The following is a 24,755-nucleotide window of genomic DNA, read 5'->3' on the forward strand; positions in this document are numbered from 1 at the left end:
TCTTCCTCGGTCTCAGGCTCAGCTGCGGCCTCTGCCTCAGCGGCAGTATCAGTCTCTACAGCAGCAGCGTCAGTCTCAGCAGTAGCATCAGACTCTACTACTGGAACATCAGAATTCATCTCGGAGGTCATTTCCTCAGTAGAAACTGCAGGAACATCACCGTCGATAGTAGGAACGTCAGCAGGAGCTGGAGCAGCTTGCTCAGCTACTGGAGCTGCGTCGATATTGGTGAAATCGCCAGTCTTAGTATTGTCTTGCTTCTGCAGGTAGCCGATTAAGAGGCAGATACCGAAGAAGATAATTGCTAAAGTCCAGGTGGAGCGAGTTAAGAAGTTACCAGAACCAGCTGAACCGAAAACGGTATTAGATGCACCTGCACCGAAGGAGGCGCCCATACCTGCACCCTTACCCTGCTGAACCAGGATTAAGGCAACAATGGCAATTGAAACTAAAAGCAGAAATACAATAACAATCTCGTACATAGCACAACCGTAAAAAAATGGATATTTTGGGCTGTGCAATGATACCGTTCAATGTCACTTTTATCAAGTCATAAAGCTTGCTAAGCCGCAAAAATAACACTCTCGTATCTAACAAGATCAGCATTATTTGCCCTTATTTACCCACTAAATGGCCGATTGTAGGCTACATAAGAGCTTGCCCTTGTATAAAGCAAAAACCCGATATGATCACTCATATCGGGTCTTAATTTCACCATAAAATGGTCTTTAAACAATAATTTAACTATTTAAGCCATATAGGTTTGCTCAAAAGGCAAGGTCAATTCTTAAGCTCTGAGATACAGCGCACGAAGAAATAGCCAATGGCCCATACAAACATCTTTAGTTTAACAAACCATATTAGAAGCTAAAGAAAGTCGGCTACTTTATAAGCCTTCAGCCTGCTTGCGGATGACATCGGCGATACGTACGGCCATATTGTGTACAACCTCGCGATCTTCACCTTCAACCATAACGCGAATTAATGGCTCAGTACCGCTCTTGCGTAGCAGTACACGTCCTTTATCCTGCAGCTCATTTTCAACAGCCTTAACCTCAGCCTTTACCTTTTCATCGTTAAACACGTCAAAGCCAGCAGTCAGACGAATGTTGATAAGCTCCTGTGGGAACATGACTAAGTCAGCGGTGAGCTCATCTAAGCTCTTGCCAGTACGGATCATGGCCTTGAGCACCTGCAGTGCAGAGATAATACCGTCACCTGTTGAGGTGTGGTCTAAGCAGATGATGTGACCTGAGTTTTCACCGCCTAAGATCCAATTGCGCTTTAAGAGCTCTTCCATAACATAGCGATCACCCACTGCTGAACGGGTAAACTCAATATTGTGCTTCTTTAATGCCAGCTCAAAGCCTAAATTAGACATCTGAGTACCAACTACACCACCCTTGAGCTTGCCACGGCTAGCTCTGTCCATAGCGATGATGTATAAAAGCGCATCACCGTCTAAGACACGGCCATTCTTGTTGACCATCATGACACGGTCACCATCGCCGTCAAAAGCAATACCTAAATCAGCCTTAGCTGAAAGTACACGCTCGCTTAAAGTATCTATGTGAGTAGAGCCAACACCGTCGTTAATGTTAATACCGTTTGGATCAACACCAATTAGTTTTACCTCAGCACCTAACTCTCTAAATACGAGTGGAGCAACATGATAAGTAGCACCGTTGGCACAATCTAAAACAATGTGCTTACCTTCAAGACTCATACGTGAGTCAAAGGATGACTTACAGAACTCAACATAACGACCTGGAGCGTCAGACTGACGGTATGCACGACCAAACTCAGAAGGCTTAGCCATTTCAAGTTCAGCCTCTAAAGCTTCTTCAATAGCCAGCTCAACATCATCAGGCAGCTTGGTACCCTCTGAAGAGAAGAACTTAATACCGTTGTCATAAAAAGGATTATGAGAGGCAGAGATAACAACACCTAAATCAGCGCGGAATGCCTTTGTCAGATAAGAAACCGCTGGAGTTGGCATTGGGCCTAAGAGCACAGTTGAAACACCAGCAGCGCTAAAACCAGCCTCTAAGGCAGCTTCTAACATATAGCCTGACAGACGGGTATCTTTACCGATAATTACACGGCCCTGATTGTTCTTCATCAGAACCTTACCTGCTGCCATACCTAACTTCATGACGAAGTCTGGAGTAATAGGAAACTGACCTACACGACCACGAACACCGTCAGTTCCAAAATACTTGCGCTTTTTAGCTTGCATCGCTTCCCCTTAACCACACTGACATCCATAAACACTGCCTCATCGACGACAAAGGCTTAAAGGCATCAGCATAGTTTCCGACAGCAAAACTGTCATATCCTTTAACACATAAGGATCCTTACGATCCCACAACACAGTCAATGATTTTAACTCATGCTATAGGCAAAATCTGTAGCACAAGACTAAAAAGCAACAAGCCACTTACCATTGCCCAATATTGAGCATTAGTAAGTGGCTTGTATATACCCAAAAGTTCAAATAAGTAGATTGTTCATTACGCCTACGCACATCAAGTGAGTGCTATGCACATTTATAATCAATAAACACGACTACTTGTTCTCGTTTTTCTTCAGGCGGCCTAATGCCAACTCCTTAAGACGGCGACCGATAGCGCGTGAGAGCTTAAATGGTCGAGCACTATGATTGAGTGCATGCCAGCTGTTAATTACTAAGGCGATGTCATAGACGCGATTAGTACGAATCATACGCACGCCCTGCTGCTCAGCAAAGATCGCCACAGTAGCAACGATGGACATAGACTGATTGATATTGTCCTTTTCAGCCACCATACGAGGCAGTGCACAGCTAATTGGTAGACCAAAGCTATTGAAGGTATTGAGACGACCAAACATCTTCAGACGGAAGTCAACAGAAGTATCGATGCTAATCATTGGATCTAAGACAATACGCTGACGGTCAATGTGTGCATTGATACACGCATCTAAGCGCTCATAAAAGAACTCAGATACAGTAGCACAAGGATCACAGCAATCATCTTCAGTGAAGTTGACTGACTGATCCATGAGCATACATACTGCACACTTAATCTCAGCGACAGCCTCAAGTGCACCAGGCTGCGTTAAAGCGAGCGGGTCTACAATCATCTGAGCACCACACTCAACTACCTTGCGCATGATGACAGGATCACTGGTGTACACAGCTGGGATAAGCTCAATATCTTTGATGGTCTCTAATGCTGCACATAGCATGTCAATCTCTGCATCTTGAGAGCAAGCATCCCTCTTGTGCTTATTAACACTGAGCTCAACAAAGGTAGCACCGCTTGCAGCATAGCCAGAGGCGATTTCGGCGATCTCGTCAAGGTCAAGTGGGTCATCAGTATTGAGATCGATGATGCCCATGATAAGTAGGCCTGATAACTCAACAGTGCTGTTTACTAACTTCAGTTCCACAATGAGATCCCCCAGTCTAAGGACGCCAAACAGAGTATCTTGATAATTAACATATTAGGACATCTTGAGCCTCAGTCGTAAGCTAAGTTATTTAGTTGCGAGCATAGTCAAACTTTAAGCAACAAATGCCACTCCAAATCCTACTTAACTAAAAGATCAAGCCTTATAAAACCTAACAAAATCGCCCTTCAACAAGACTAAACACCGAAACAGATACAGCGCACTAAAAGTTATCAAGCCACCAAAACTAAAAAGGCAGCCAATGGCTGCCCTTGTTTAGAAAAACAGTACTGCTCTACACGAGCATAATAAAAAACTTAGCCTAAGAGGCTTAAACCAAGCTGAGGACGGGTGTTAGCCTGCATCAGCATGGAAGCAGCTGCCTGCTGGATAATGGACTGCTGAGATAAGTTAGCAGACTCTTCAGCAAAGTCAGCATCACGAATACGTGAGCGTGCATCAGCTTCGTTAGCAGCAACATTAGACTGATTGCGGATAGATGACTCAAGACGATTTTGCAAAGCACCAAGATCAGCACGTGCGCCGTCAACCTTAGAGATCATAGAATCCATCAGCTCAACAATTGCAGCAATGGATGTAGCTGAAGTATCTGTTTTAGCTTTGGTAAGGGTTACAGTTATAGTGCCATTAGCAGATGTCTTGAAAACTTTATCTGCAGCATCACCCATCAAATCGCCTGATCCGATTTTTGAGAACATTACGGAATTTGATGTGAAACTAATTGTATCGCCCTTATTTGAACCAACCTGCAAAGTCAAAGTACCAGCATCACCAGCAGGTGCGGTATTACCACCACCAGCTGCAGGATCACCGAAAATAGATCCAGCAATTTTGCCATTTAAGATGGTTTTGCCGGCGAAGGTAGTTTTCTGAGCGATGCGGTTAACTTCGTTGACTAAGGCTTCCATTTCCTTACCAATGGCGCGACGATCGTCAGAGGTATTAGTGCCGTTATTTGCCTGAACAGCTAAAGTACGAACTTTCTGGAGCATGCCAGAGATTTCGTCCATGCCAGCTTCCATGGTCTGGGCAAGAGCAATGCCGTCGGAGGCGTTGCGGTTGCCTTGGTTGAGGCCATTAATCTGGGAGGTTAAACGATCGGCGATTTGGAGGCCAGCAGCGTCATCTTTAGCGCTATTAATACGCATACCGCTTGATAATCTTTGGTATGTGGTAGTCAGCTGGTTCTGGACATTGCCTAAGTAGCGCTGGCCCTGCAGAGCGCTGTAATTTGTGTTTACATATACGGCCATGACCTATCTCCTTAATCTAATTATGCTCGATACCACAATCAAACAGGTGATAGAGGCCTGTTTTGCAAGAGCATGTTGGTGATCTGAGGTACTTCGTAGCGAAGAGACCTCCAAGATCTCAAGCTATCGCGAGAAAGAACTCATTTCTCTACTTATGTTTACGGCCATCATCAATATTAATTAACAGCCCTATTCAAAACTATTTTAAAGACACCAATTTTTACGAAAGCAATACGAATTTCGCCTTAACACCATGAAATACAAAAGGCCCTGAAACCTTGCAGAATCAGGGCCTTTTTTAGAATTCAAAAGCAATCTTAAACTATGCTATTAGCCAAGTAAGCTAATGCCAAGCTGAGGACGGGTGTTAGCCTGCATCAGCATGGAAGCAGCAGCTTGCTGAATGATGGACTGCTGTGAAATGTTAGCAGACTCTTCAGCAAAGTCAGCATCACGAATACGGCTACGAGCATCAGCTTCGTTAGCAGCAACATTAGATTGATTGCGAATAGAGGATTCAAGGCGGTTCATATAAGCACCTACCTCGGCACGACGTGAGTCGACCTCAGCAATCACAAAATCAATAGCAGCAAGAGCATTACGAGCATCGTCATGAGTAGCAATTTTTACTGTCATGGCATCAGCTCTATTATCTTGACCTTGCTGAATATCAAAAGCACCAGCAGAAATATCAGCGATACTTTGTTTCCTGCCGTTATAGTCAACTTGAGTACCGTTAACAATTTCTGGAACAAAGAAGCTCTTAATAGTAGCTACAATTACATCACCGCTATTAGCGCCTACCTGTAATCTCATAATACCAGGGTCGAAGTTCTTACCATTGACTACACTTTCATAAATGTCATCATTATTTTTCATGTGACCTTCAAGAATCTTCTTGCCAGCAAAAGTGGTGTCAGTAGCAATGGCTGCAGCGTTTAAGAGCGTAGTACCAATTTCAGTTTCTAAAGCTTTTAGATCTGATGCGGTATTGGTGCCATTTGCTGCTTGTACTAATAAAGTACGAGCACGTTGTAAACTGCCAGTGATTTCCTCTACTGCGCCATCAATTGTCTGTAAGAGCGCAATACCATCATTAGCGTTGCGATTGCCTTGATTAAGCCCATTGATTTGGGAGGTAAGGCGATCGGAAATTTGTAAACCAGCAGCATCGTCCTTTGCAGAATTAATGCGCATACCTGAGGAGAGGCGCTTGTAGGTTGTAGTAAGTTGATTCTGGACATTATCCAGAGAGCGGCGACCATTTAAGGAGCTGACATTTGTATTTACATATACTGCCATTTCTAACCCCTCTATTCATGAACTAGCTAGCCATTAATAAGCATGTAATCGAGTAATCAACACAGTGATAGCAAGTTCAGAATAAGCCGTGAGGACTTAGCCTGCCGAACATAAACAACGACTGAACGAACTTGACTCCTATATCTTAATATATCGGCTGCAGCTAGGCTGATTAAAATACGACGTAAACTCAAATGTCTTTAAAGCAACTACAGTGCTTAATAAAACCATAATGCGGCTTAATCGTTAAATTGGATATAGAGCTTAAGGATAAAAAAGCCCCGCATCTGTTAACAGATCGGGGCTTTTTTTTAATTTATTGACGAGTCTAGATTACTTCTTATCGTCGTCAGCATTCTTACCGCTAGGAGTGTTGAATGGCCAAGTGCCGGCTTTTTCTTCACTCATAGGAGCAGGATCTTGAGCCTTTGACTCGGTGCTGCTCTCAGCTTGCTTCTCGCTATTATCTGCAGATTCACTCTTATTTGAGTCAGTGCTTTGAGCTGATGCAGCATTATCTTGCTTAGGCTGCTCAGAAGAGGACTCAGTTGAATCACTCTTAGAATCTGAGCTTGACTCAGACTTTGACTCTTCAGTTGATGCGCTCTTTTCGTCCTTTGCATCACCGTTAGAGCCATTAGAGTCAGATGACTTCTTGTCATATACGCCAGTCTCAGATGGAGCACGGCATGGACGACGATTCATTAAGTCATCAATTTGAGCTGCATCAATAGTCTCATACTTGAGCAGAGCATCCTTCATAGCCTCGAGAATATCGCGATTCTCGGTAAGCATGGTCTTAGCTCTGTCATAGCAGAAGTTGATGATTGCAGTAACTTCCTCATCAATGATGAGAGTAGTCTTGTCAGATACTGGCATAGTGGAAACATGACCACCACCTAAGTACTGAGACTGATCTTGGTCTTGGTCAAACTGCATTGGTGGCAATCTCTTAGAGAAGCCCCAACGGGTCACCATGCGACGAGCAATATCAGTTGCTCTCTCAATATCATTAGATGCACCAGTAGTTACGGCATCCTCGCCAAAAGCGATTTCCTCTGCTAAACGACCAGCAAATAGTGCTGAAATTCTGGATAACAGATACTGCTTAGACTGGCTATAGCGATCTTGCTCAGGCAAGTATGAAGTAACACCTAAAGCACGACCACGAGGAATAATGGATACCTTATAAACTGGGTCATGATCTGGAACTAAGCGACCAACGATAGCATGGCCTGCCTCGTGGTATGCAGTGTTAGCCTTTTCATGATCATTCATGATTAAGCTACGACGCTCAGCACCCATTAAGAGCTTATCCTTAGCCTGCTCAAACTCACGCATACCAACAGTACGCAGATTTGCACGAGCTGCAGATAAAGCTGCTTCGTTAACTAAGTTAGCAAGCTCAGCACCAGAGAAGCCTGGAGTACCACGAGCAAGTAAAGCAGCATCAACGTCAGAGTTTAAAGGTACCTTCTTCATGTGTACCTTTAAGATCTGCTCACGGCCACGAACATCAGGCAGACCAACAGTTACTTGACGGTCAAAACGGCCTGGACGTAATAACGCTGGATCTAATACATCAGGACGGTTGGTAGCTGCAATTACGATTACAGCCTCGAAGCCTTCAAAGCCGTCCATTTCAACGAGTAACTGGTTTAAGGTCTGCTCACGCTCATCGTGACCACCGCCTAAACCAACACCTCTTTTACGGCCTACAGCGTCAATTTCGTCGATGAATACGATACAAGGAGCATTCTTCTTGGCCTGTGCGAACATGTCACGGACACGGGATGCACCCACACCAACGAACATTTCTACGAAGTCAGAACCAGAAATAGAGAAGAATGGTACTTTTGCCTCACCAGCAATAGCACGGGCAAGTAAGGTCTTACCAGTACCTGGAGGGCCAACCATCAGAACACCACGAGGAATACGGCCACCTAACTTCTGATACTTAGATGGGTCACGTAAGAAGTCGACTAACTCGACAACATCTTCCTTGGCCTCGTCGCAACCAGCAACGTCACCAAAAGTGGTCTTAACCTGGCTTTCACTTAAGAGCTTAGCCTTGCTCTTACCAAATGACAGCGGATTGCCCTTTGAGCCACCTTGCATCTGGCGCATGAAGAAGATCCACACACCGATTAAGAGCAACATTGGCATCCAAGAAACCAGAATTGAGGTCAGTAAACCTGGCTCCTCAGGACGTGTACCTGAAGTACGTACGTTATGGCTTAACAGAGAATCCAAGATAGCACTGTCATGAATAGGCATTACGGTAGTGAACTGCTCACCGTTACGCTTTAAGCCGTTGATTACAGATCCGTCAAACACAACTTCCTGAACTTGGTCGTTCTGTACAGACGAAATAAAGCTAGTGTAATCAATGGTACGACCATTGTTATCTGAGCTGTTGAATGACTCGAACAGCGACATCAGAATTATCGCAATCACAAGCCACAGGATTAAGTTCTTTGCCATTACTTCCTCATTAAGTTCCCGAAAGAAACTACAGCACCTGCTGCAATGACTGGAAACATACAATAAATCGGCATCAAGACTAAAAACGTAAGCTCACTAAAGCTAGGCTTTTAAAGTCTTGTTTGGCGGTTTCCCACCTAATAATCATCATGCGCACACTTCATCACAAGCTTATTTCTTGTGAATCTTTATGCCCACAGACGATCGAAAAATCCGTACTAGGCCTCTTAAGAGGCTAATTAAAACTTTGTCTTAACAATGACAGAGCTTATCTAGTTTAAGAGTTTGATTATATTCACCAAGGCTTTGCTTAAACTTAGCACGGCCTATGAGTTGGAGCTATCCATTTCAGGTGCTACACCTGAAAGCTCATGGCCCTTAAAGCCAGTTGCAACCATGTAAACCTCACTTGAACGATCACGTGAAGCCTCTGGCTTACGTACACGCACGCTAGTAAAGTCTTTTTTCAGCTCGGCTAAGAACTCTTGAGAGCCTGAGCCTGTGAATACTTTCACTACAAAACTACCGCCCTCTTTTAAAACGCGGCGAGCCATGTCTAAAGCAAGCTCAGTTAACAGCATGGCACGTGGTTGATCGATGGCCTTGTTGCCTGACATGTTTGGAGCCATGTCAGATAAAACCACATCAGCACCACCGCCAATCATGCCGTAGAGCTTGGTAAATACGGCGTCTTCTCTGAAGTCACCTTGTAAAAAATCTACGTTGCGGATCGGACGCATTGGCAGAATGTCACATGCGACAATACGGCCACTTTCACCGACACACTTAATTGCATACTCAGACCAACCACCTGGAGCGGCACCGAGATCTACAACGATGTTTCCAGGGCGGATCAGACGATCTTTCTTTTGCAGCTCTTCGAGCTTGAAAGTCGCACGTGAACGCAGTCCGCGCTTATGGGCCTCTTTAACGAAAGGATCGTCAAAGTGCTCCTTAAGCCATCTGGTGGAACTTGCGCTTCTTTTACGTACAGGCATATCTGATTTCCCAAGACAATTAACTAACTACACATAGCTCATAGTATGTGTGCAAGAATACGATTATACATTAGCAAGCCGCTGTTTTTTCACGAAAAGGGCTATAACTCGGGATAATCTTAAGCATCTTGGCTCTTGACTAATAGCTAAGATGATCGCTTGATTAGCTTTAAGTATGCACATGACTTTGTACCATAGGATCCCAGATAGCGGTGAAAAAGCGAGAAACAAAAGCAAAAAATATGAGTAAGCTCATAGCAATCGAATTTGTCTCACTTTTAGCGATTGCTCACAAGCAATTACTCGCACTATCTTAGACTCTCAAATAAGCATCTATGCATGCTTAAACTGCATAAATCATAACCCTTATTGCCCAAGCGCTAAGACAAGAGAATTTATCAAGCACTAGGCACTTAAATTAGATGCTACGCATTCACAATAACCTGTCCTAACCTAGCTTTAGGATATAGACTCTGTTTATCTGTTTGTAGATGGCATACACAAGGCTTTTGCTAAGAAAGATCTTTTAATGTGTAGCGGATCTGATAGAATGTGAGCCGGTCAGACCTTTTGTCTGGCTAATCGATCAGACCTAATGTCTGAGATCACTAGGAATAATACACATATGGCATTAAACACAAAGCAGCGCCAGTTCTTAAAGGCACAGGCTCATGCTTTAAATCCAGTTGTTATGCTCGGTTCTGATGGACTTTCTGAGAATGTCATCAAAGAGATTGACAGCTCAATCGAGCATCACGAGCTGATTAAGGTCAAGCTCAATGCCGGTGAAGGCCGCAAAGAACAGGCTCAGCAAGCTGCTGATGCTGTTCAGGCAGAACTTGTTAATGTAGTTGGCCGCGTTGCTATTCTGTTCCGTCAGAACAAAGAAAGCCGCTTCATTCTGCCTCGCTAAGCATACAGGCAATTAAAGCTTCAAAAAGCCCGATACAGCTAAGCTGTTCGGGCTTTGCTTTTTCTTAGACCTGCAAAATCCTAGCTGTCCTCTCGATCACAAGCTCTCCTCATGATCTTTTTACAGATCGCGATCTTTTTCTTTTTCTTCACAAGGCCTTACGCTGCTTTACCCTTTTGGTGACAGTGCGGGGCTAGGTTTACTTTATTTGGCTTTGTTTGGCTTTGCTTTATTTGGCTTTGCTGTGTTTGGCTTTGATTGGCTTTGTTTTGTCGTGGCCAAAATAACAAAGGCCGCTGTAGCGCTTTGTACGCTACAACGGCCTAGGATGAGGCGCTTGCCTAGCAGTATTTTGTTAGGCTTGCGATTAGATTGATGATTGCCACTTAGGCAATATATTCAACCTTTAAGATCTCGTAAGTAACGGTGCCCTTAGGGATCTTAATAGCAACCTCGTCCTCTTCTACCTTGCCAAGTAAGCCCTTAGCGATAGGAGTCTTGTAGGACATGAGGTTGTTCTCGATAGATGCCTCGTCCTCGCCTACGATCTTGTAGGTGATTTCTTCTTCAGTATCAACATCAAGCACAGTTACGGTTGAGCCAAACACAACCTTTAATGGGCCATTATGAGCAAGCTTAGTCACATCGATGATGTTAGCTGAAGCAAGCTTAGCTTCGATGTCCTTGATACGGGCTTCGCATAAGCCTTGCTCTTCTTTAGCTGCATCGTACTCAGCGTTTTCGCTCAGATCGCCGTGGCTACGAGCCTCTGCAATGGCTGCGGTAATGCGTGGACGCTCCTGAGTCTTCAGGCGCTCTAATTCATCACGTAAAAGTTGCTCACCGCGAGCAGTCATCGGAGTCTGTTCCATAATTTCCTCAAAAGTTCGATCTCCAAGTATGCATGTTTAAGCTAGTCATTAAGTAATGCACTAGATCGCTGATATGCAAAGAGTTGGAGATCAAAGATCACTAACGCTGCTTATCCTAAAAGCGGATCACTGCCTAAAAAGCTCGATAGCTAGATCGTAGCTAAGTCATTTACAATGAGGCCGTGAAACTCAGAACTTGAGGACAGTTCGAGACGAAAGTGATGTTGTAAAAAACAAAAAACGTCTAGAGCGCTATGCACCAGACGTCTTGCATATGAATTCTGTAATAAAGCAGTAGCTAAAACCACAACTACTTTGTGCGCTGCTACGGCTAAAAGAGTTTAGCAATTATAGCACGCGCTCGCTTGCTTTGGTGTTTAGTCCAAAAAGTAGCTTAACTAAGTGCACAGCAGAATAGCAAAACAACTGTTACATGGCCTTTTTAGGTCGTGCTTAATTGTTGCCCTGATGTGTACTTTGAGTTTGTTGGTGCTATTGCTTTGGTGCAAGTATGTATGAAAAAAGCCTCATGGCATTGCTGCCGTGAAGCTTTAATGTTTGACAGTTGCATGCCCTAACTTAATGCTCATTAGTCAGAGCACGCTATGGAGTCTGTATATAGCCTAAGGCTATATATTTGAGTCTTATATGACTCTACTTAGAGTTCTTGCCGCCACCTAAGTTTTTAAAGAATGATTTCATGTTGTCCATGAAGTCTTCACTCTTTGGTCTGTGGCCTGACTCTGTAGAGCTCTTACCCTCTTTTTTATCCTTACTGTCCTTTGATTCACCTTCAAGTGACTGCTCTAACTTATGCAGCAGATCCTTTTGGTAATCGTTGAGATTTACTGGGGTCTCAACTACAACAGTGCAGTACAGGTGACCGCGTGGACGGTTAGAGTAAGTAGCCTTAATACCCTTACCAGCAAGTCTGAAGGTAGTACCAGTCTGAGTGCCTGGTTCAACAGTGATAGCAAGCTTTCCATCTAAGGTTGGGACAGTTACCTTGCCGCCTAAAGCTGCAGTAGTGAAGCTAATTGGTACTTCACAGTAGAGGTTATCACCGTCACGCTTAAAGAGCTTGTGCTCTGCAACCTGGATTACAGCAAGCAGATCGCCGTTTGGACCGCCATGCTGACCTGACTCACCAGCACCTGATACAACTACATGCTGACCAGTGTCTAAGCCGCCAGGAATATTAATCTTGACGGTGTGAGGCATCTTGATGCGGCCTTCACCATGACAGCGCTTACATGGGTCAGTTACTACATAACCCTCACCCTTACAGTGCTCACAGGTACGCTGAATAGCAAATGGGCCTTGCTGTGAAACTGTTACGCCAGAACCGTGGCAGTATGGACATGCCTTTCTGCTCTTAGGATCCTTAGTACCCTCACCATTACAGTCTGGGCAAGTAGTAAGAGTTTCAATCTTGATCTCTTTAGTAAGACCTTGAACGGCCTCTTCTAAGGTTAAGTTAACTACGATACGTAAATCGCGACCACGAGATCTTACAGGGCCAGATTGACGACGTTGACGCTGACCGCCCATGCCGCCAAAACCACCCTCGCCGAAAATGCTCGAGAAGATGTCAGCAAACTCAGGACCAGCACCGCCAAATCCACCGAAACCACCAAAGCCGCCATCATCAGCACGAGAGCCGTCTACAGCAGAGAAGCCGCCTGCATCATAGGCCTGACGCTTAGCTGGATCAGAAAGAACTTGGTATGCCTCATTGATCTCACGGAACTTCTCACCCGCATCAGCTTCTTTATTACGGTCTGGGTGATACTTCATTGCGAGGCGTTTGAATGAGCGCTTAATCTCATCATCAGTTGCGCCTTTCTTGACGCCTAACACCTCATAATAATCACGTTTTGTTGCCATGCTTATCTCGAAAGAATCAGTATGTGTTGCTCTTTAGTTGTAGCTTTAAGCATGTAGCTTAAAGCCTTTTCGCTGCACTGCAATCACTGCACTACTACATATTGCAAAAACTAAAGTGTGAATAACTTGTCATGCTTTAGCACTCTGTTGCCAAGACACAATGCCTGCAAAGCACTAAAGCAAGACCTAAACAGCTTTTGTCAAAAATCAGTAAGCTTGTCGCTCTAATTAAGTTGCGTATCTTACCATCTTTTCTAGCTAAACAGGCCCAACCCCCTTGCGGTGGTTGAGCCATCTTGCTGTTTGCTATGACTAGCTAATTACTAGCTAGCCATACGCTTAGATTGTTTAGAGAGGACAATTATTTCTTGTCGTCCTTAACCTCTTCGAACTCAGCGTCTACCACATTGTCATCCTGTGATGAACCCTGGTTAGCCTGAGCACCCTGATCAGCCTGCTGATATGCACCAGCACCAGCGCTCTGAGCACCGGCAGCTTGCTGAGCACGAGCTAAGATAGCCTGGAGTGACTCTAAGACGCGCTTCTCAGCTGCCTCAATGTCGTCCTTGTTGTCGCCACGAACTGCAAGCTCAAGGGCGTTGATGTTACGCTCAACCTCAGCCTTGTCCTCGCCCTGTACGTTCTTGTCGTTTAACTCCTTACGTACAGTGTGGATGGTGTTGTCAGCGCGGTTACGTGCAGAAGCTAACTCCTCAAACTTCTTGTCTTCCTCAGAGTGCTGCTCTGCCTCGCGTACCATACGCTCGATATCATCCTCAGACAGACCTGAAGAGGACTGAATGGTGATCTTCTGCTCTTTACCAGTCTTCTTATCCTTAGCAGATACGTGGATAAGACCATCAGCATCGATGTCGAAGCTTACTTCAATCTGTGGCATGCCACGTGGAGCAGGCTCGATACCCTCTAAGTTGAACTGGCCTAAAGACTTGTTGTCAGAGGCACGCTTACGCTCACCTTGGAGAACGTGAATAGTTACAGCTGACTGATTGTCCTCAGCAGTTGAGTAAACCTGTGACTTCTTAGCAGGGATGGTGGTGTTCTTAGGAATCATGGTGGTCATTACGCCGCCTAAGGTCTCGATACCTAAGGACAGTGGGGTAACGTCCAGTAAGAGCACGTCGTTCTTAGCACCTGAGAGCACGCCACCCTGAATTGCAGCACCCATAGCAACAGCTTCGTCAGGGTTTACGTCCTTACGAGGCTCCTTGCCGAAGAAGTCAGCAACTAACTTCTGAACCATTGGCATACGGGTCTGACCGCCAACTAAGATAACGTCGCTGATCTCAGAAACGCTTAAGCCAGCATCGTTTAAAGCAATCTTAACAGGCTCTAAAGTCTTGTTAACCAGATCCTCAACTAAAGCTTCTAACTTAGCACGAGTGATCTTGATGTTCATGTGCTTAGGACCAGATGCGTCTGCGGTGATGTATGGCAGGTTAACATCGGTCTGCTGTGAAGAAGACAGCTCGCACTTAGCCTTTTCAGCAGCTTCCTTTAAACGCTGCAGAGCTAACTGATCTTTACGTAAATCTACATTCTGCTGATTCTTGAACTCTTCAACGAGGTAGTTAATGATGCGGTTATCGAAGTCTTCACCACCTAAGTGAGTATCACCGTTGGTTGCTAATACCTCGAAGGTCTTCTCACCGTCGATCTCGTCGATATCAATAATGGAGATATCGAAAGTACCACCACCTAAGTCGTAAACAGCAATCTTCTGCTCGCCCTTAGCCTTGTCCTCACCGTAAGCAATAGCTGCTGCGGTAGGCTCGTTGATGATACGCTTAACCTCTAAACCTGCAATACGGCCAGCATCCTTAGTAGCCTGACGCTGTGAATCGTTGAAGTATGCAGGGCAGGTAATAACGGCCTCAGTAACTGGCTCACCTAAGATGTCTTCTGCAGTCTTCTTCATCTTCTTTAAGACTTCTGCAGAAATCTGAGGAGGAGCAAGCTTCTTGTCGTTGACGCTTACCCAAGCATCACCGTTGTCGGCCTTAACAATCTTGAAAGGCATGATGGAGATGTCGCGCTGAACCTCACCATCATCGTAACGACGACCAATTAAACGCTTAATAGCGAATAAGGTCTTCTCTGGATTGGTAACGGCCTGACGCTTAGCAGCATCACCCACTAAGATCTCGCCATCATCAGCATAAGCAACGATCGAAGGAGTAGTACGACGACCCTCGGAGTTCTCTAAAACGCGAACCTTGTCGCCATCAAGAACAGAAACGCAAGAGTTAGTAGTACCTAAGTCAATACCAATAATCTTTCCCATTTGATTTATCTCCGCTGTCAAAGCTGTAAAGAACCAAAGAGCTTTCAGAAAGTCTTACATCTCTTTGCTCTCTTAAAAGCTCTAGCACTGGTCTTGCCGTACATCGTTTCAGTGGATGTCACGGTCATATCTTATGCAGAGCCTCTTTTAGCAAGCTGTAAGTCGTTGCCATAAATGACGAGGCTCACAGTGCATTTGGTTCTTGAAATTCTTTTCTTATCTGTTATTACAAGTGGGGTCAGTACATTTTGTTTTCAAGTACTGATCACAAAATTTTTTAAATTTTCTTTTGCACTTATTTACAAACCCCATAAACAAGGCATTTTAATCAGTAAAACTTTTGTAACTTAACTAGCATTTACATATTCCGCTTTTAACGTTCTTTTAAAGAAGAATGTCTTGAGTAAATGTTTTAAAGCTAAGTGTTAGCTTACTGATTCAAGCTGAGCATTATGAACGACCTTGTTCTTATCTGCTCTGTTAGATTAATTGGGGATGAGGGATCTTATTTTCAAGTGCAAAATAAAGAAAAAACCCTACAACCTGCATCTTACGAAAGATACGAGGTTGTAGGGTTTAGCTCATTACTTTGTAATGAAGCTTTTTAGTTATTAGTTGCCCTTAGCAACGATAACCATAGCTGGGCGAACCACACGACCATTTAAGGTAAAGCCCTTTTGCATGGTGTTTAATACGTGGTTGTTTGGAACATCTGTAGATGGAACCATGGACACAGCCTGGTGGAAGTTTGGATCAAATGGATTGCCAGTAGGATCAACCTGCTCTACGCCAAAAGATGACATTTCCTTTAAGAACAGAGTTAAGGTGTTCTCAATGCCATCGATGGTAGCCTTGGTAGCCTCATTGTTACGATCAGAGAACTCTAAAGCCTTTTCAAGAGCATCGTATACAGGCATTAAAGAACGAACAAACTTCTCTAAAGCGTACTTACGCTCGCGATCAACGTCCTGCTCAGCTCTCTTACGTACGTTATCAGCCTCAGCTACAGCACGCAGCATCTTGTCGTGCTCAGCGGCAAGAGCCATAGTTAGCTCGTGAACCTGATTGCTAAGAGCAGAGTTTTCGCTCTGGAGCTTAGCTACTTCAGCTGCAAGCTCCTCTGGAGTTGCATCAGTAATCTCTGCTTGCTGAACTTCAGCATCATTTGCTGCAGTTACGTTTTGATCCTCAGGAGCACCATTGGCATTGAAAGCTGCGCCTTGCTGTGGCTGTGCGTCCTGTGCCATTGCTGCATTATTAGCATAAGCCTGTGCAGCCATACGGGCAGCGATTTCATCACGGTCAGTGCTATTAGCCTTTAAAGTGTTGAGCGCATCCTGAACAGTCTGCTTTTCGTTATCTTGCATCTGCATATCCTGAAAAATGAAAAACCATAAACATACAGCGTCTAGGCTTAAAATAGTATCTATCTAGCTAAGAGCGCTTTAAACTAAACTGAACATTCAAATGAATGTTCAATGGCGCTTAGTTAACCCAATCACTAGAGCCTAGAGTGTATCTTACTTTTTCCTCAGCAACTTACTATTAAGACCGCTGAGGAAAAAGCAAGCCACTAACGCTGTCTAAGACCAAAGCAATCGCATAATGTTCTAAAAGTCTGCCCATGTCAATTGACAAAAGTGACCATGACGCTATCTAAAAGATTCTTAAGATAGATAAAACCATGCTGCTTCTTGCACTGAATATTAGTGCACTTGATTACATATGGAGGCTAATAAAGTATCTTTCAAGTGTCTATGGCAAATTTTTTCGGGCTTTTGATACAATGTGTGAACTTTTGCGTAGCTAAAGAGTCTGTTTTAATGGGATATCTAAGCATTCCCTAAGTGAAGTTAAGCTATAATCAAGCCTTAACAACTGATCACACTCTTAATGAGCTGCCAGATCGATTACCCGCAGTCAACAGCTGCATACACAATAGCTGCCTGCAGTTATGGCATATGCCTAGAGGATGATTGTCCTTTACATGACTGCTGCTGTTAATAGAGCTTTGAGCCAATCAGCATGAGATTAAACAAGATTTTACTCATTGGTGCACTCACCGCCACTTTAGCCACCTTAACTAACGGTTGTGCTTATCGTTACGATTTAGACCAGGGCAACTTCGTTGAGCAAGAAGCAGTCAACAAGCTGCGTCAAGGCATGACTGACGATCAGGTACGCTTCATTCTCGGCACTCCAATGCTCACCGATCCTTTAGATAACAGCCGTTGGTACTACACTCAGCTGCATCGTCAGGGTTGGAATGACCCAGAGATTAAGACCTTAATCGCTATTTTCCAAGGCCGTACCTTAGTTGATATCCATGGCGACTTTGAAAAGCCAGCCGAGTTCAACTATGGCGTAAATAGCGTACAGAAGATCTCCTCTGAGGACATGGTCATTGCTCCTGACAATTCACAGTAGTATTTTCAATGCCTAAGAGCTAAGCATTACTACCGTAGATTCATTCTAAAAGTGCCTGCGTTATCGCGGGCATTTTTGTATGCTCACCATACTAACTAATCAAGCTATTACGCTCGCTTCAATCTGACGCTAAAAGTGGTATCTTTAGTCTGTTAGATGGATAACTCAGAGGGACGTTTCGATGAGATATGCAAAAATAACTCTTGCATCATGTGCATTACTCACCGCTAGCATGCTATTAAATGGCTGCTCTATCCGTGATGAAACCTCTGAGGAGATCATGGTTGAAGAACAAGGCGAAGAGATCGTTTTAAAAAAGCCTCGTACTAAGACTGAGTTCTTCATCCAAAAGTGTATCGAATGTGCTGCAGGCGATCTGACTTATCTTGATGAGATCGTCGAAACTTATAACAGCACCTTCACTAATACTACTGACTATCCGCATGGTGCCTTTCTTTACCAAAGAATGAAGCCAACCCAAGCCTATGAAAGCTGTGCTTTAAAAGCCTTGATTGAAGGCAACCGTATGCCTTACGACAACATCATCGTAAGGCCAAATAAGATCGCCCTTGTGGCTCGTTACTTCTACGCCTACAATCAGCCAACTCAAGGTGCATATTGGCTACAGCGTATCGTTAACATTCGTGGCGAGGTCAATGGCCTTGAAGTTGCTGGACGAGTCTTCATTCAAGACCCTCGTACTATCGGTATTGGTGTGCAACTTTTAGAGCAATCAGCACGTCTTGGTAATCGTGCTGCAGGACAGATGCTCACTGGACTTATGACACCAGGATCACCGTATTACCAACAGCTAACAACTAATACTACAAAGGACACTAATAAATCTGCCTCTGCTCCTAATGCAGAAAAGGAGCAAAAAGCTGACGACATCTCTGATATTAAGAATAATCTTGAAGCGCTCATCAACGAGCGCAAGAAGCAACGTGCCGCTAACGCCAAAGAAGCTAGCAATCTTATCTTGAGTAACCCACAAGCAAGATCAGTAAACCAAGATCAAAACGCGCAACCACAAAGCAGCTCTGTCATCAATATCTTTGATACTGACAAGAGCCCTGCAAAGAAAGCTAAAGATAATACGGCTACAAAGTCTGAAGACTTTTCAGGTGCAACCATTACTAATGAATCTCAAGATGTAACTAATGCATCCAAAGAAAAAAGCTTACAGACCGAGAATAAAGCTGCAATTAGCAACAGCGCCCGCCAAGATCTCAATGGTTCATCAAGTGTGAGCGTTTCAACAGAGAATACAGCACCAACCGGTGCTTCTGAGGCACAAGATAAGAACATGCCAGATGCAACTGATATGAACAAGCCAGATGCAACTGATATGAACATGCCTGATGCAACTGGTAAGAACATGCCTGAGGCTAATGCATCTCAAGGTTACGCAATGCCAAATGTTCCATCTGAGACTGTCACTGAGGATATTCTTAAGAGCAACGAAGCTGAGCTAAACATTCCATTAGAGTTCTATGAGAAAGCACCAAAGAATAACTCATCTGAGGATAGCAAAGGATCTCAAGCTATCACTCCAAAAGCAGATAAGGATATCAAAGAGGCCCATCAGCGACTGATTGAGCGTCATGAAGAGCGCCTTAAGCAAGCCAAAGAAAAAGCCGAAGCTGCAGCTGCAGCCATATCTAATCAGCAAGATAGCAACTAATGCTTCACCATCTCGCCTTAAATGAGCAGCACCACCCTCGTGCCACTATCTAGAGGCGAGATACATATTTATGTATTCTTAGCGCTTTAGTAAGCCAGCTCCATAAGCTCTTTATACTTAGCCACAGCCTAAAACGTCTAGGCGCATCCAATAGCTCTCTTTGCATTTACAGCAAAGCTAGAAGAAGCAGTCTGTTATCCAGCATTAAGCTCTACGAGAGCTGCCCATAAAACTATTTTTGCCCAAAACTCTACTATTTTGTCTTAATGTACTTGCAGATCTTGTCTTAATACTTGTTTGGATCTAAAGCGTGATGTACAACTGTATTTGTATACAGTGCTAAGCGGAATTGCGATGAGCTGGCGTACAATGTTAGGTCGGCCTCAATTTGTAATATCGAGGCGATTTTCGGCAAAACATGAGTGTATTTTTGTTGTCTAGATCAGTTGATCTAACTTAACAAGAACTTAATTTTTACCGCATATACTATGGCTTTTTAGAGCCAACGACACCAGCTCAACTTAAAAAGTTGGTGCCATTTTGCTAAAGCAAATCAATACAATCCTTTACACATAAAACTTTTCTAAAGTTTAGTTGTAAACGATTCATCCTTGGAAAAGCGATGTAACTTTAGATTGTGGCTCATGGTGTCTTATTTTTTCATGTCTACAGGGATTGGTCATGTCAGAAGAAACTCAACTTGATTTGGTACCGAAGGAGCTATCTTGGTTATCCTTTAATGGCCGTGTGCTTCAAGAGGCTGCCGACCAATCTGTGCCACTCATTGAAAAGATTCGCTTCTTAGGTATCTACGCTAATAACCAGGACGAATACTTCAAGGTTCGTGTAGCTAACCTCAAGCGCCAGATCATCATTAATAAAGAGAATGGTTCTGGTCGTGAAAGTACTAAGCTGCTCAAGAGCGTACAGACTGTAGTTGGCTCCTATCAAAAAGAAGTTAACCGCATTTACCGAACTCTGGTTCAAGAGCTTGCCGACAACAAGATCTACTTAAGAGATGAGACTGAAGTTACCGAAAGCCAAAAGAGTTGGATTCGTAGCTACTTCCGTCGTCACGTGCTCAAGCACATCAATCCAATCATCTTCAATGAACACATTGATCTAGTTAAGTTCATGCGCGATCAGTACACCTACCTGCTCGTACGCATGACTGGCAAAGATCATTCTTATGCCTTAATTGAGATTCCATCTGATGTAGTTCCTCGCTTTATCAGTATGCCTACTCAAGAAGGCGAAACTACCTTAATGTTCCTTGATAACGTAATTCGCATCTGCCTTGACGACATCTTCAAGAGCTTCTTTGATTACGATACCATCGAGGCCTACTCCATTAAGATGAACCGTGACTCCGAGTACGACCTGCTCTCTAATGTAGACATGTCCGTACTTGAGAACATGTCTAACTCCTTAAAGCAGCGTTTAAGCGCCATGCCAGTACGCTTTGCTTATGACAGAGCAATGCCTCCTGAGATGGTGTCTTTCATGACCGATGAGCTCCATCTGTCTGACATCGACTCTTGCATGGCTGGTAACCGTTACCATAACTTTAAGGACTTCTTATCCTTCCCAAGTGTGGGTCACTCTGAGGAGTTTGAATATCCATCATTAGCGCCAGTACGCTCAACTCAGTTTGACAGCTACATCAATGCTTTTGATGCTATTTCTGCAGGCGATATCCTGCTTTACTACCCATACTACTCATTTGAATACTTCACTGAGTTCTTACGTCAGGCTTCCTACGATCCAAAGGTTACAGCTATTCGTATCAACATCTACCGTGTTGCTCGCAATAGCCGCGTAATCGACTCACTTATCGATGCTGCTAATAACGGTAAGCGCGTCACCGTAGTGGTTGAGCTTAAGGCTCGCTTTGATGAGGCTAACAACATTAAGTGGGCATCTCACTTAACTGACGCTGGCGTTAAGGTTCTCTTCGGTCTGCCAACCTTAAAGATTCACTCTAAGCTGTGCTTAGTAACCCGTAAGGAAAATGGTAGAACCGTTCACTATGCTCACATTGGTACTGGTAACTTTAACGAGAAGACTGCCAAGATCTACACTGACTTTGCTCTGTTTACTCGTGATGATGCCCAGACTCGTGAGGTATTAAACGTCTTTGACTTTATTGAGTACCCATATACTCGTCCACGCTTTGATAAGCTCTTAGTTTCTCCAATCAACGCTCGTCAACGCATTTACGCCATGATCGATCGTGAGATTGAGAATGCAAGCATGGGTCTGCCATCCTATATCAACCTCAAGGTTAATAACTTAGTTGATGACGGCCTGACTGCTCGTCTTTACAAGGCCTCTCAGGCAGGCGTTAAGATCCGCGCTATCATCCGTGGCATGTGCTCACTGCGTCCAGGCATTGAGGGCTTATCTGAGAACATCTACATCACTTCTGTAGTTGACCGTTTCTTAGAGCACCCACGTGTCATGATCTTCTGCAACAACAATGATGAAGAGCTCTATATCTCCTCAGCAGACTGGATGACCCGTAACCTCGATCACCGTATCGAGGTTGGTACCCCAGTATTAGATCCTGTACTGCGTGACCGCATCCGTACTATCTTCAAGATCCAAGAGAGCGACAATCAGAAGGCTCGTATTATCGATGCAGATCAGAAGAATGAGTATGTACCTTACACTCCTAATGCTCCAAAGATTCGCTCCCAAATCGAAATTCACAAGTACCTTGAGAATGTGGAGTTGAAGCTTACAGAGGCTTTAAAAGAGAAGCGCTCTAGCGATACCGTGAACGCTCAGTCAAATAAAAGCAAGTCTAGCTCCGCTCAAGTACAAAGCAGCGATGCATCAAAGAGTAAGTCAAGCAAGGCCGACAAGTCCGAAAAATTAGATAAGTCAGAAAAGACAGAGAAAGCTGACAAGGCAGAGAAGGCTGACTCCAAGAGCTCCAAAGGCGATGTAAGGCAGGATAAGTCCGATAAGACTGATGCCAAGTCTTCCAAGTCTGACAAATTAGACAAATCAGACAAGAGTGACTCCAAAGGCAAAGCTTCGGTAAAGGCAAAAACTCCTAAGCCATAAGCAACACAAATTAACGATTGATTACCCCTCAAATGCCCTGTCCTAAAAAGACCGGGCATTTTTTATACCCGCATTCCACTAAGCACACCTAGCTGTCCTTTAGAGCTTTAATGATGGGCGCTTTGACTTGCTTGCTCGTTGAGCAGGCTTTTTGCTATTGAAAGTTGCATCTTTGTAGTCGAGCAAGATCGCAGTTGCCTCATGTGCGTTTTTATTGCTTGCATGCTCAATAAACTTATCGAGGCTCCTTTTGCTTTTGACCAATCCTTGTCTGAGCGCGGAAGCTAAAAACTCTATATTGCCGCGATCAATGGCGATCTCGAGAAGATCAGAGCGGTCAGCTGCCTTGATCTCGATATAGCTTAATAGATCGCTAAGAGCGCTCTCATCTGTTTTAAGAATAGAAAGCAACATTCCTAGATTGATCCTTAAACTACCTCCCTCTTCTTGCTGTGCTTTAGCTAAGGTCACGATGCTCTTTGGGTCGATCTCAATTGCTTGAAAGAGGAGCTCTTTTAGGTCTTTAGCATATTGCCCATAGCGAGAAGCGCTAAAGATGGTGCTAAGTGATGCGCCTTTACCTTTTAGGTATGTAGCAATCTTGCTCTCTCCTGAGACTAAGGCATAAATGTACATACGATCAACCGGCTCCACATAGGCATGTGAGCTTGTAAATTCTCGGATAATGCCTCGGTTAAATAAAAGCGCAATGCACTCTATGCGTTCTTCTTCACTCAAAGGTGTATAGCCTCGGATTTCAGCATTATCTGCTATGTACAAATGAGTGTTGATGGCAATATCAAACCTAAGTGAGCTGACAACCCAAAGATAATTAAGGCCTGCGATAAACTCTTGCAAAGGGCTATGGAGGAATTTATTTTTGGGTGCTTTACAAAAGTTGTGGTTTTCTAACAAGCATCTTACCTTTTGTACGCCACCATAACGGCACGCCAAAGCTAAGGCCTGACCTCCCGAGTAGCGATTTTGAACCCAAACATCCTCAAAAAGACCATGAAAGTCAAAGTTAGTTGCAAGTGCACTTTGAACATCATCTATGCTGCCTCTTAAGATCGCCTCATAAAGATATACTGAAGAGCTAAAACCTTTTTTAGGCAGCATCATAGGCATGCTACTAGAATCCCATATCTGCTCATAAAAGTCTTTAACAATCTTAAGGCCATGGTTATTTGTTGTAAGTGGGTATAGATACGCCTCATCTAACAGCAAACGTTTGATGCAATCTCTCTTATGCCATTTATCATACAGCTCAGGTTCAAAAAGGTAACCCATAGCTGCGCTGCTCGCGAATTTGTCATTATCCATAAGCTCTTCTTGAAGCATAGGAAAACAACAAATCAAATTATCTATCTTGAGTTGCCGTTTCTCATCCGAGCTTCTTGAAAAGTACAACTCAAGGTTAGGGGCATACAAGATCACCAGTTGGCTTGGTAGTAAGCACAGCTGCTCTAAAATTTTGTCTCTTAAAAACGTCTCTAAGCTAATTATTTTCAACTTAGCATAGTGCTTGGCTAATGCTATATTGGGGTTGATTGTGGTTAACTGCCTAGGCAGCACCACCTCATCGACATTTTTAGACGGTACACTTAATAAGCAGCTTAAGTCTTCACTATAGAGTAAGCCATCGACATCTCTATAGATAGGGTTGCCTTGATGAACCGAATAGCGCTCGAGATTTGGCAGTCTGAGACCATCAAATAAGCCATAGGTATCTAAGCTATTTGTATTAGATTCGAATAATGCCGCAATGTGGCTAGGGATATAGTTATCGATATCAGACTTTATATAGATATTCGTAATAGTCTGAGTCTCATTATTGAAAATGAAGTAATTATCGTCCTTGTTTGCCTTTTCAAATCCTAAAAAGCTCTGCGGCAGATAGATAGATTTAATAGCCGCTGCATTCGAAAAAGTGCAATCTCTAGAAATGAACTTAACACCCTCAGGGATCACAAGATCTTCATCATTGCCCAAACATGCAAGCAGTCGCCCTTCTTCAATCTCAAAATCCATCTGCAACCTACACAATTTGCTCTATCACGCCCAATAACACTATTGCTGAACAATGATCGCCAATAATCAAAATCTCG

The 24,755-nt window shown here is 43.9% G+C and carries 14 protein-coding genes and 2 pseudogenes; 4 read left to right on the forward strand and 12 right to left on the reverse strand.

What is annotated here, in order from left to right; genetic code table 11:
* Window positions 1-167 precede the first annotated feature (167 nt).
* From secG to rlmE, 7 genes and pseudogenes are all read right to left on the reverse strand, one after another.
* Window positions 168-482, reverse strand: a pseudogene (secG, locus tag RDO37_RS08785) (preprotein translocase subunit SecG); the annotation flags it as partial.
* A gap of 404 nt (window positions 483-886) precedes the next feature.
* Complete coding sequence (gene glmM, locus RDO37_RS08790; protein ID WP_308498814.1) at window positions 887-2,239, reverse strand: phosphoglucosamine mutase; 1,353 nt, start codon at window positions 2,237-2,239, stop codon at window positions 887-889.
* Window positions 2,240-2,568: 329 nt separating this feature from the next.
* Window positions 2,569-3,432, reverse strand: a complete 864-nt coding sequence (locus tag RDO37_RS08795; RefSeq protein WP_308498815.1) for a dihydropteroate synthase — start codon at window positions 3,430-3,432, stop codon at window positions 2,569-2,571.
* A 317-nt stretch (window positions 3,433-3,749) separates the two neighbouring features.
* Window positions 3,750-4,706 (reverse strand): flagellin, encoded by a 957-nt coding sequence (locus RDO37_RS08800; protein WP_308498816.1) that lies wholly within the window; start codon window positions 4,704-4,706, stop codon window positions 3,750-3,752.
* A 330-nt stretch (window positions 4,707-5,036) separates the two neighbouring features.
* On the reverse strand, window positions 5,037-6,008 hold the full coding sequence (locus RDO37_RS08805; protein ID WP_308498817.1) for a flagellin: 972 nt from the start codon (window positions 6,006-6,008) through the stop codon (window positions 5,037-5,039).
* 333 nt (window positions 6,009-6,341) lie between these two features.
* Window positions 6,342-8,492: an ATP-dependent zinc metalloprotease FtsH gene (ftsH, locus tag RDO37_RS08810; protein ID WP_308498818.1), complete on the reverse strand. Its 2,151-nt coding sequence runs from the start codon at window positions 8,490-8,492 to the stop codon at window positions 6,342-6,344.
* A 326-nt stretch (window positions 8,493-8,818) separates the two neighbouring features.
* Window positions 8,819-9,490, reverse strand: a complete 672-nt coding sequence (gene rlmE / locus RDO37_RS08815; RefSeq protein ID WP_308498819.1) for a 23S rRNA (uridine(2552)-2'-O)-methyltransferase RlmE — start codon at window positions 9,488-9,490, stop codon at window positions 8,819-8,821.
* A gap of 625 nt (window positions 9,491-10,115) precedes the next feature.
* On the opposite strand from rlmE, the gene yhbY reads away from it, so the two are divergent.
* Entirely contained in the window at window positions 10,116-10,403 is a 288-nt protein-coding gene (gene yhbY, locus RDO37_RS08820; RefSeq protein WP_027939725.1) for a ribosome assembly RNA-binding protein YhbY, read from the forward strand.
* A 386-nt stretch (window positions 10,404-10,789) separates the two neighbouring features.
* Here yhbY and greA read toward each other — a convergent pair whose 3' ends face one another.
* The 4 genes from greA to grpE form a co-directional block, all read right to left on the reverse strand.
* Window positions 10,790-11,275, reverse strand: coding sequence for a transcription elongation factor GreA (gene greA, locus RDO37_RS08825; protein ID WP_027939724.1), 486 nt, complete (start codon window positions 11,273-11,275; stop codon window positions 10,790-10,792).
* Window positions 11,276-11,929: 654 nt separating this feature from the next.
* A complete protein-coding gene (dnaJ, locus tag RDO37_RS08830; protein ID WP_027939723.1) occupies window positions 11,930-13,162 on the reverse strand; it encodes a molecular chaperone DnaJ in 1,233 nt (410 codons plus the stop codon).
* A gap of 361 nt (window positions 13,163-13,523) precedes the next feature.
* Window positions 13,524-15,464, reverse strand: coding sequence for a molecular chaperone DnaK (gene dnaK / locus RDO37_RS08835; protein ID WP_281710225.1), 1,941 nt, complete (start codon window positions 15,462-15,464; stop codon window positions 13,524-13,526).
* A 611-nt stretch (window positions 15,465-16,075) separates the two neighbouring features.
* Window positions 16,076-16,831 carry a nucleotide exchange factor GrpE gene (gene grpE / locus RDO37_RS08840; protein ID WP_308498820.1) on the reverse strand — a complete coding sequence of 252 codons (756 nt, stop codon included), beginning with the start codon at window positions 16,829-16,831 and terminating at the stop codon, window positions 16,076-16,078.
* A gap of 658 nt (window positions 16,832-17,489) precedes the next feature.
* Between grpE and RDO37_RS08845 the strand changes: the two genes are divergently transcribed.
* From RDO37_RS08845 to ppk1, 3 genes and pseudogenes are all read left to right on the forward strand, one after another.
* Window positions 17,490-17,891, forward strand: coding sequence for an outer membrane protein assembly factor BamE (locus RDO37_RS08845; protein ID WP_308498821.1), 402 nt, complete (start codon window positions 17,490-17,492; stop codon window positions 17,889-17,891).
* Window positions 17,892-18,072: 181 nt separating this feature from the next.
* Complete coding sequence (locus tag RDO37_RS08850; RefSeq protein ID WP_308498822.1) at window positions 18,073-19,575, forward strand: hypothetical protein; 1,503 nt, start codon at window positions 18,073-18,075, stop codon at window positions 19,573-19,575.
* Window positions 19,576-20,256: 681 nt separating this feature from the next.
* Window positions 20,257-22,308: pseudogene (gene ppk1 / locus RDO37_RS08855) on the forward strand (polyphosphate kinase 1); the annotation flags it as partial.
* Window positions 22,309-22,746: 438 nt separating this feature from the next.
* Here the strand turns inward: ppk1 and RDO37_RS08860 are convergent.
* Window positions 22,747-24,678 carry a hypothetical protein gene (locus tag RDO37_RS08860; RefSeq protein WP_308498823.1) on the reverse strand — a complete coding sequence of 644 codons (1,932 nt, stop codon included), beginning with the start codon at window positions 24,676-24,678 and terminating at the stop codon, window positions 22,747-22,749.
* Window positions 24,679-24,755 lie beyond the last annotated feature (77 nt).

The sequence above is a fragment of the uncultured Anaerobiospirillum sp. genome, from assembly GCF_902485895.1.
In the GTDB taxonomy this organism is placed as follows: domain Bacteria; phylum Pseudomonadota; class Gammaproteobacteria; order Enterobacterales; family Succinivibrionaceae; genus Anaerobiospirillum; species Anaerobiospirillum succiniciproducens.

What these genes read in the sequence shown, in the direction of transcription:
- glmM (WP_308498814.1), bottom strand. Translation starts at nt 2,239, where the DNA reads ATGCAAGCTAAAAAGCGCAAGTATTTTGGAACTGACGGTGTTCGTGGT.
- RDO37_RS08800 (WP_308498816.1), bottom strand. Translation starts at nt 4,706, where the DNA reads ATGGCCGTATATGTAAACACAAATTACAGCGCTCTGCAGGGCCAGCGC.
- RDO37_RS08805 (WP_308498817.1), bottom strand. Translation starts at nt 6,008, where the DNA reads ATGGCAGTATATGTAAATACAAATGTCAGCTCCTTAAATGGTCGCCGC.
- ftsH (WP_308498818.1), bottom strand. Translation starts at nt 8,492, where the DNA reads ATGGCAAAGAACTTAATCCTGTGGCTTGTGATTGCGATAATTCTGATG.
- rlmE (WP_308498819.1), bottom strand. Translation starts at nt 9,490, where the DNA reads ATGCCTGTACGTAAAAGAAGCGCAAGTTCCACCAGATGGCTTAAGGAG.
- yhbY (WP_027939725.1), top strand. Translation starts at nt 10,116, where the DNA reads ATGGCATTAAACACAAAGCAGCGCCAGTTCTTAAAGGCACAGGCTCAT.
- greA (WP_027939724.1), bottom strand. Translation starts at nt 11,275, where the DNA reads ATGGAACAGACTCCGATGACTGCTCGCGGTGAGCAACTTTTACGTGAT.
- dnaJ (WP_027939723.1), bottom strand. Translation starts at nt 13,162, where the DNA reads ATGGCAACAAAACGTGATTATTATGAGGTGTTAGGCGTCAAGAAAGGC.
- dnaK (WP_281710225.1), bottom strand. Translation starts at nt 15,464, where the DNA reads ATGGGAAAGATTATTGGTATTGACTTAGGTACTACTAACTCTTGCGTT.
- grpE (WP_308498820.1), bottom strand. Translation starts at nt 16,831, where the DNA reads ATGCAAGATAACGAAAAGCAGACTGTTCAGGATGCGCTCAACACTTTA.
- RDO37_RS08845 (WP_308498821.1), top strand. Translation starts at nt 17,490, where the DNA reads ATGAGATTAAACAAGATTTTACTCATTGGTGCACTCACCGCCACTTTA.
- RDO37_RS08850 (WP_308498822.1), top strand. Translation starts at nt 18,073, where the DNA reads ATGAGATATGCAAAAATAACTCTTGCATCATGTGCATTACTCACCGCT.
- RDO37_RS08860 (WP_308498823.1), bottom strand. Translation starts at nt 24,678, where the DNA reads ATGGATTTTGAGATTGAAGAAGGGCGACTGCTTGCATGTTTGGGCAAT.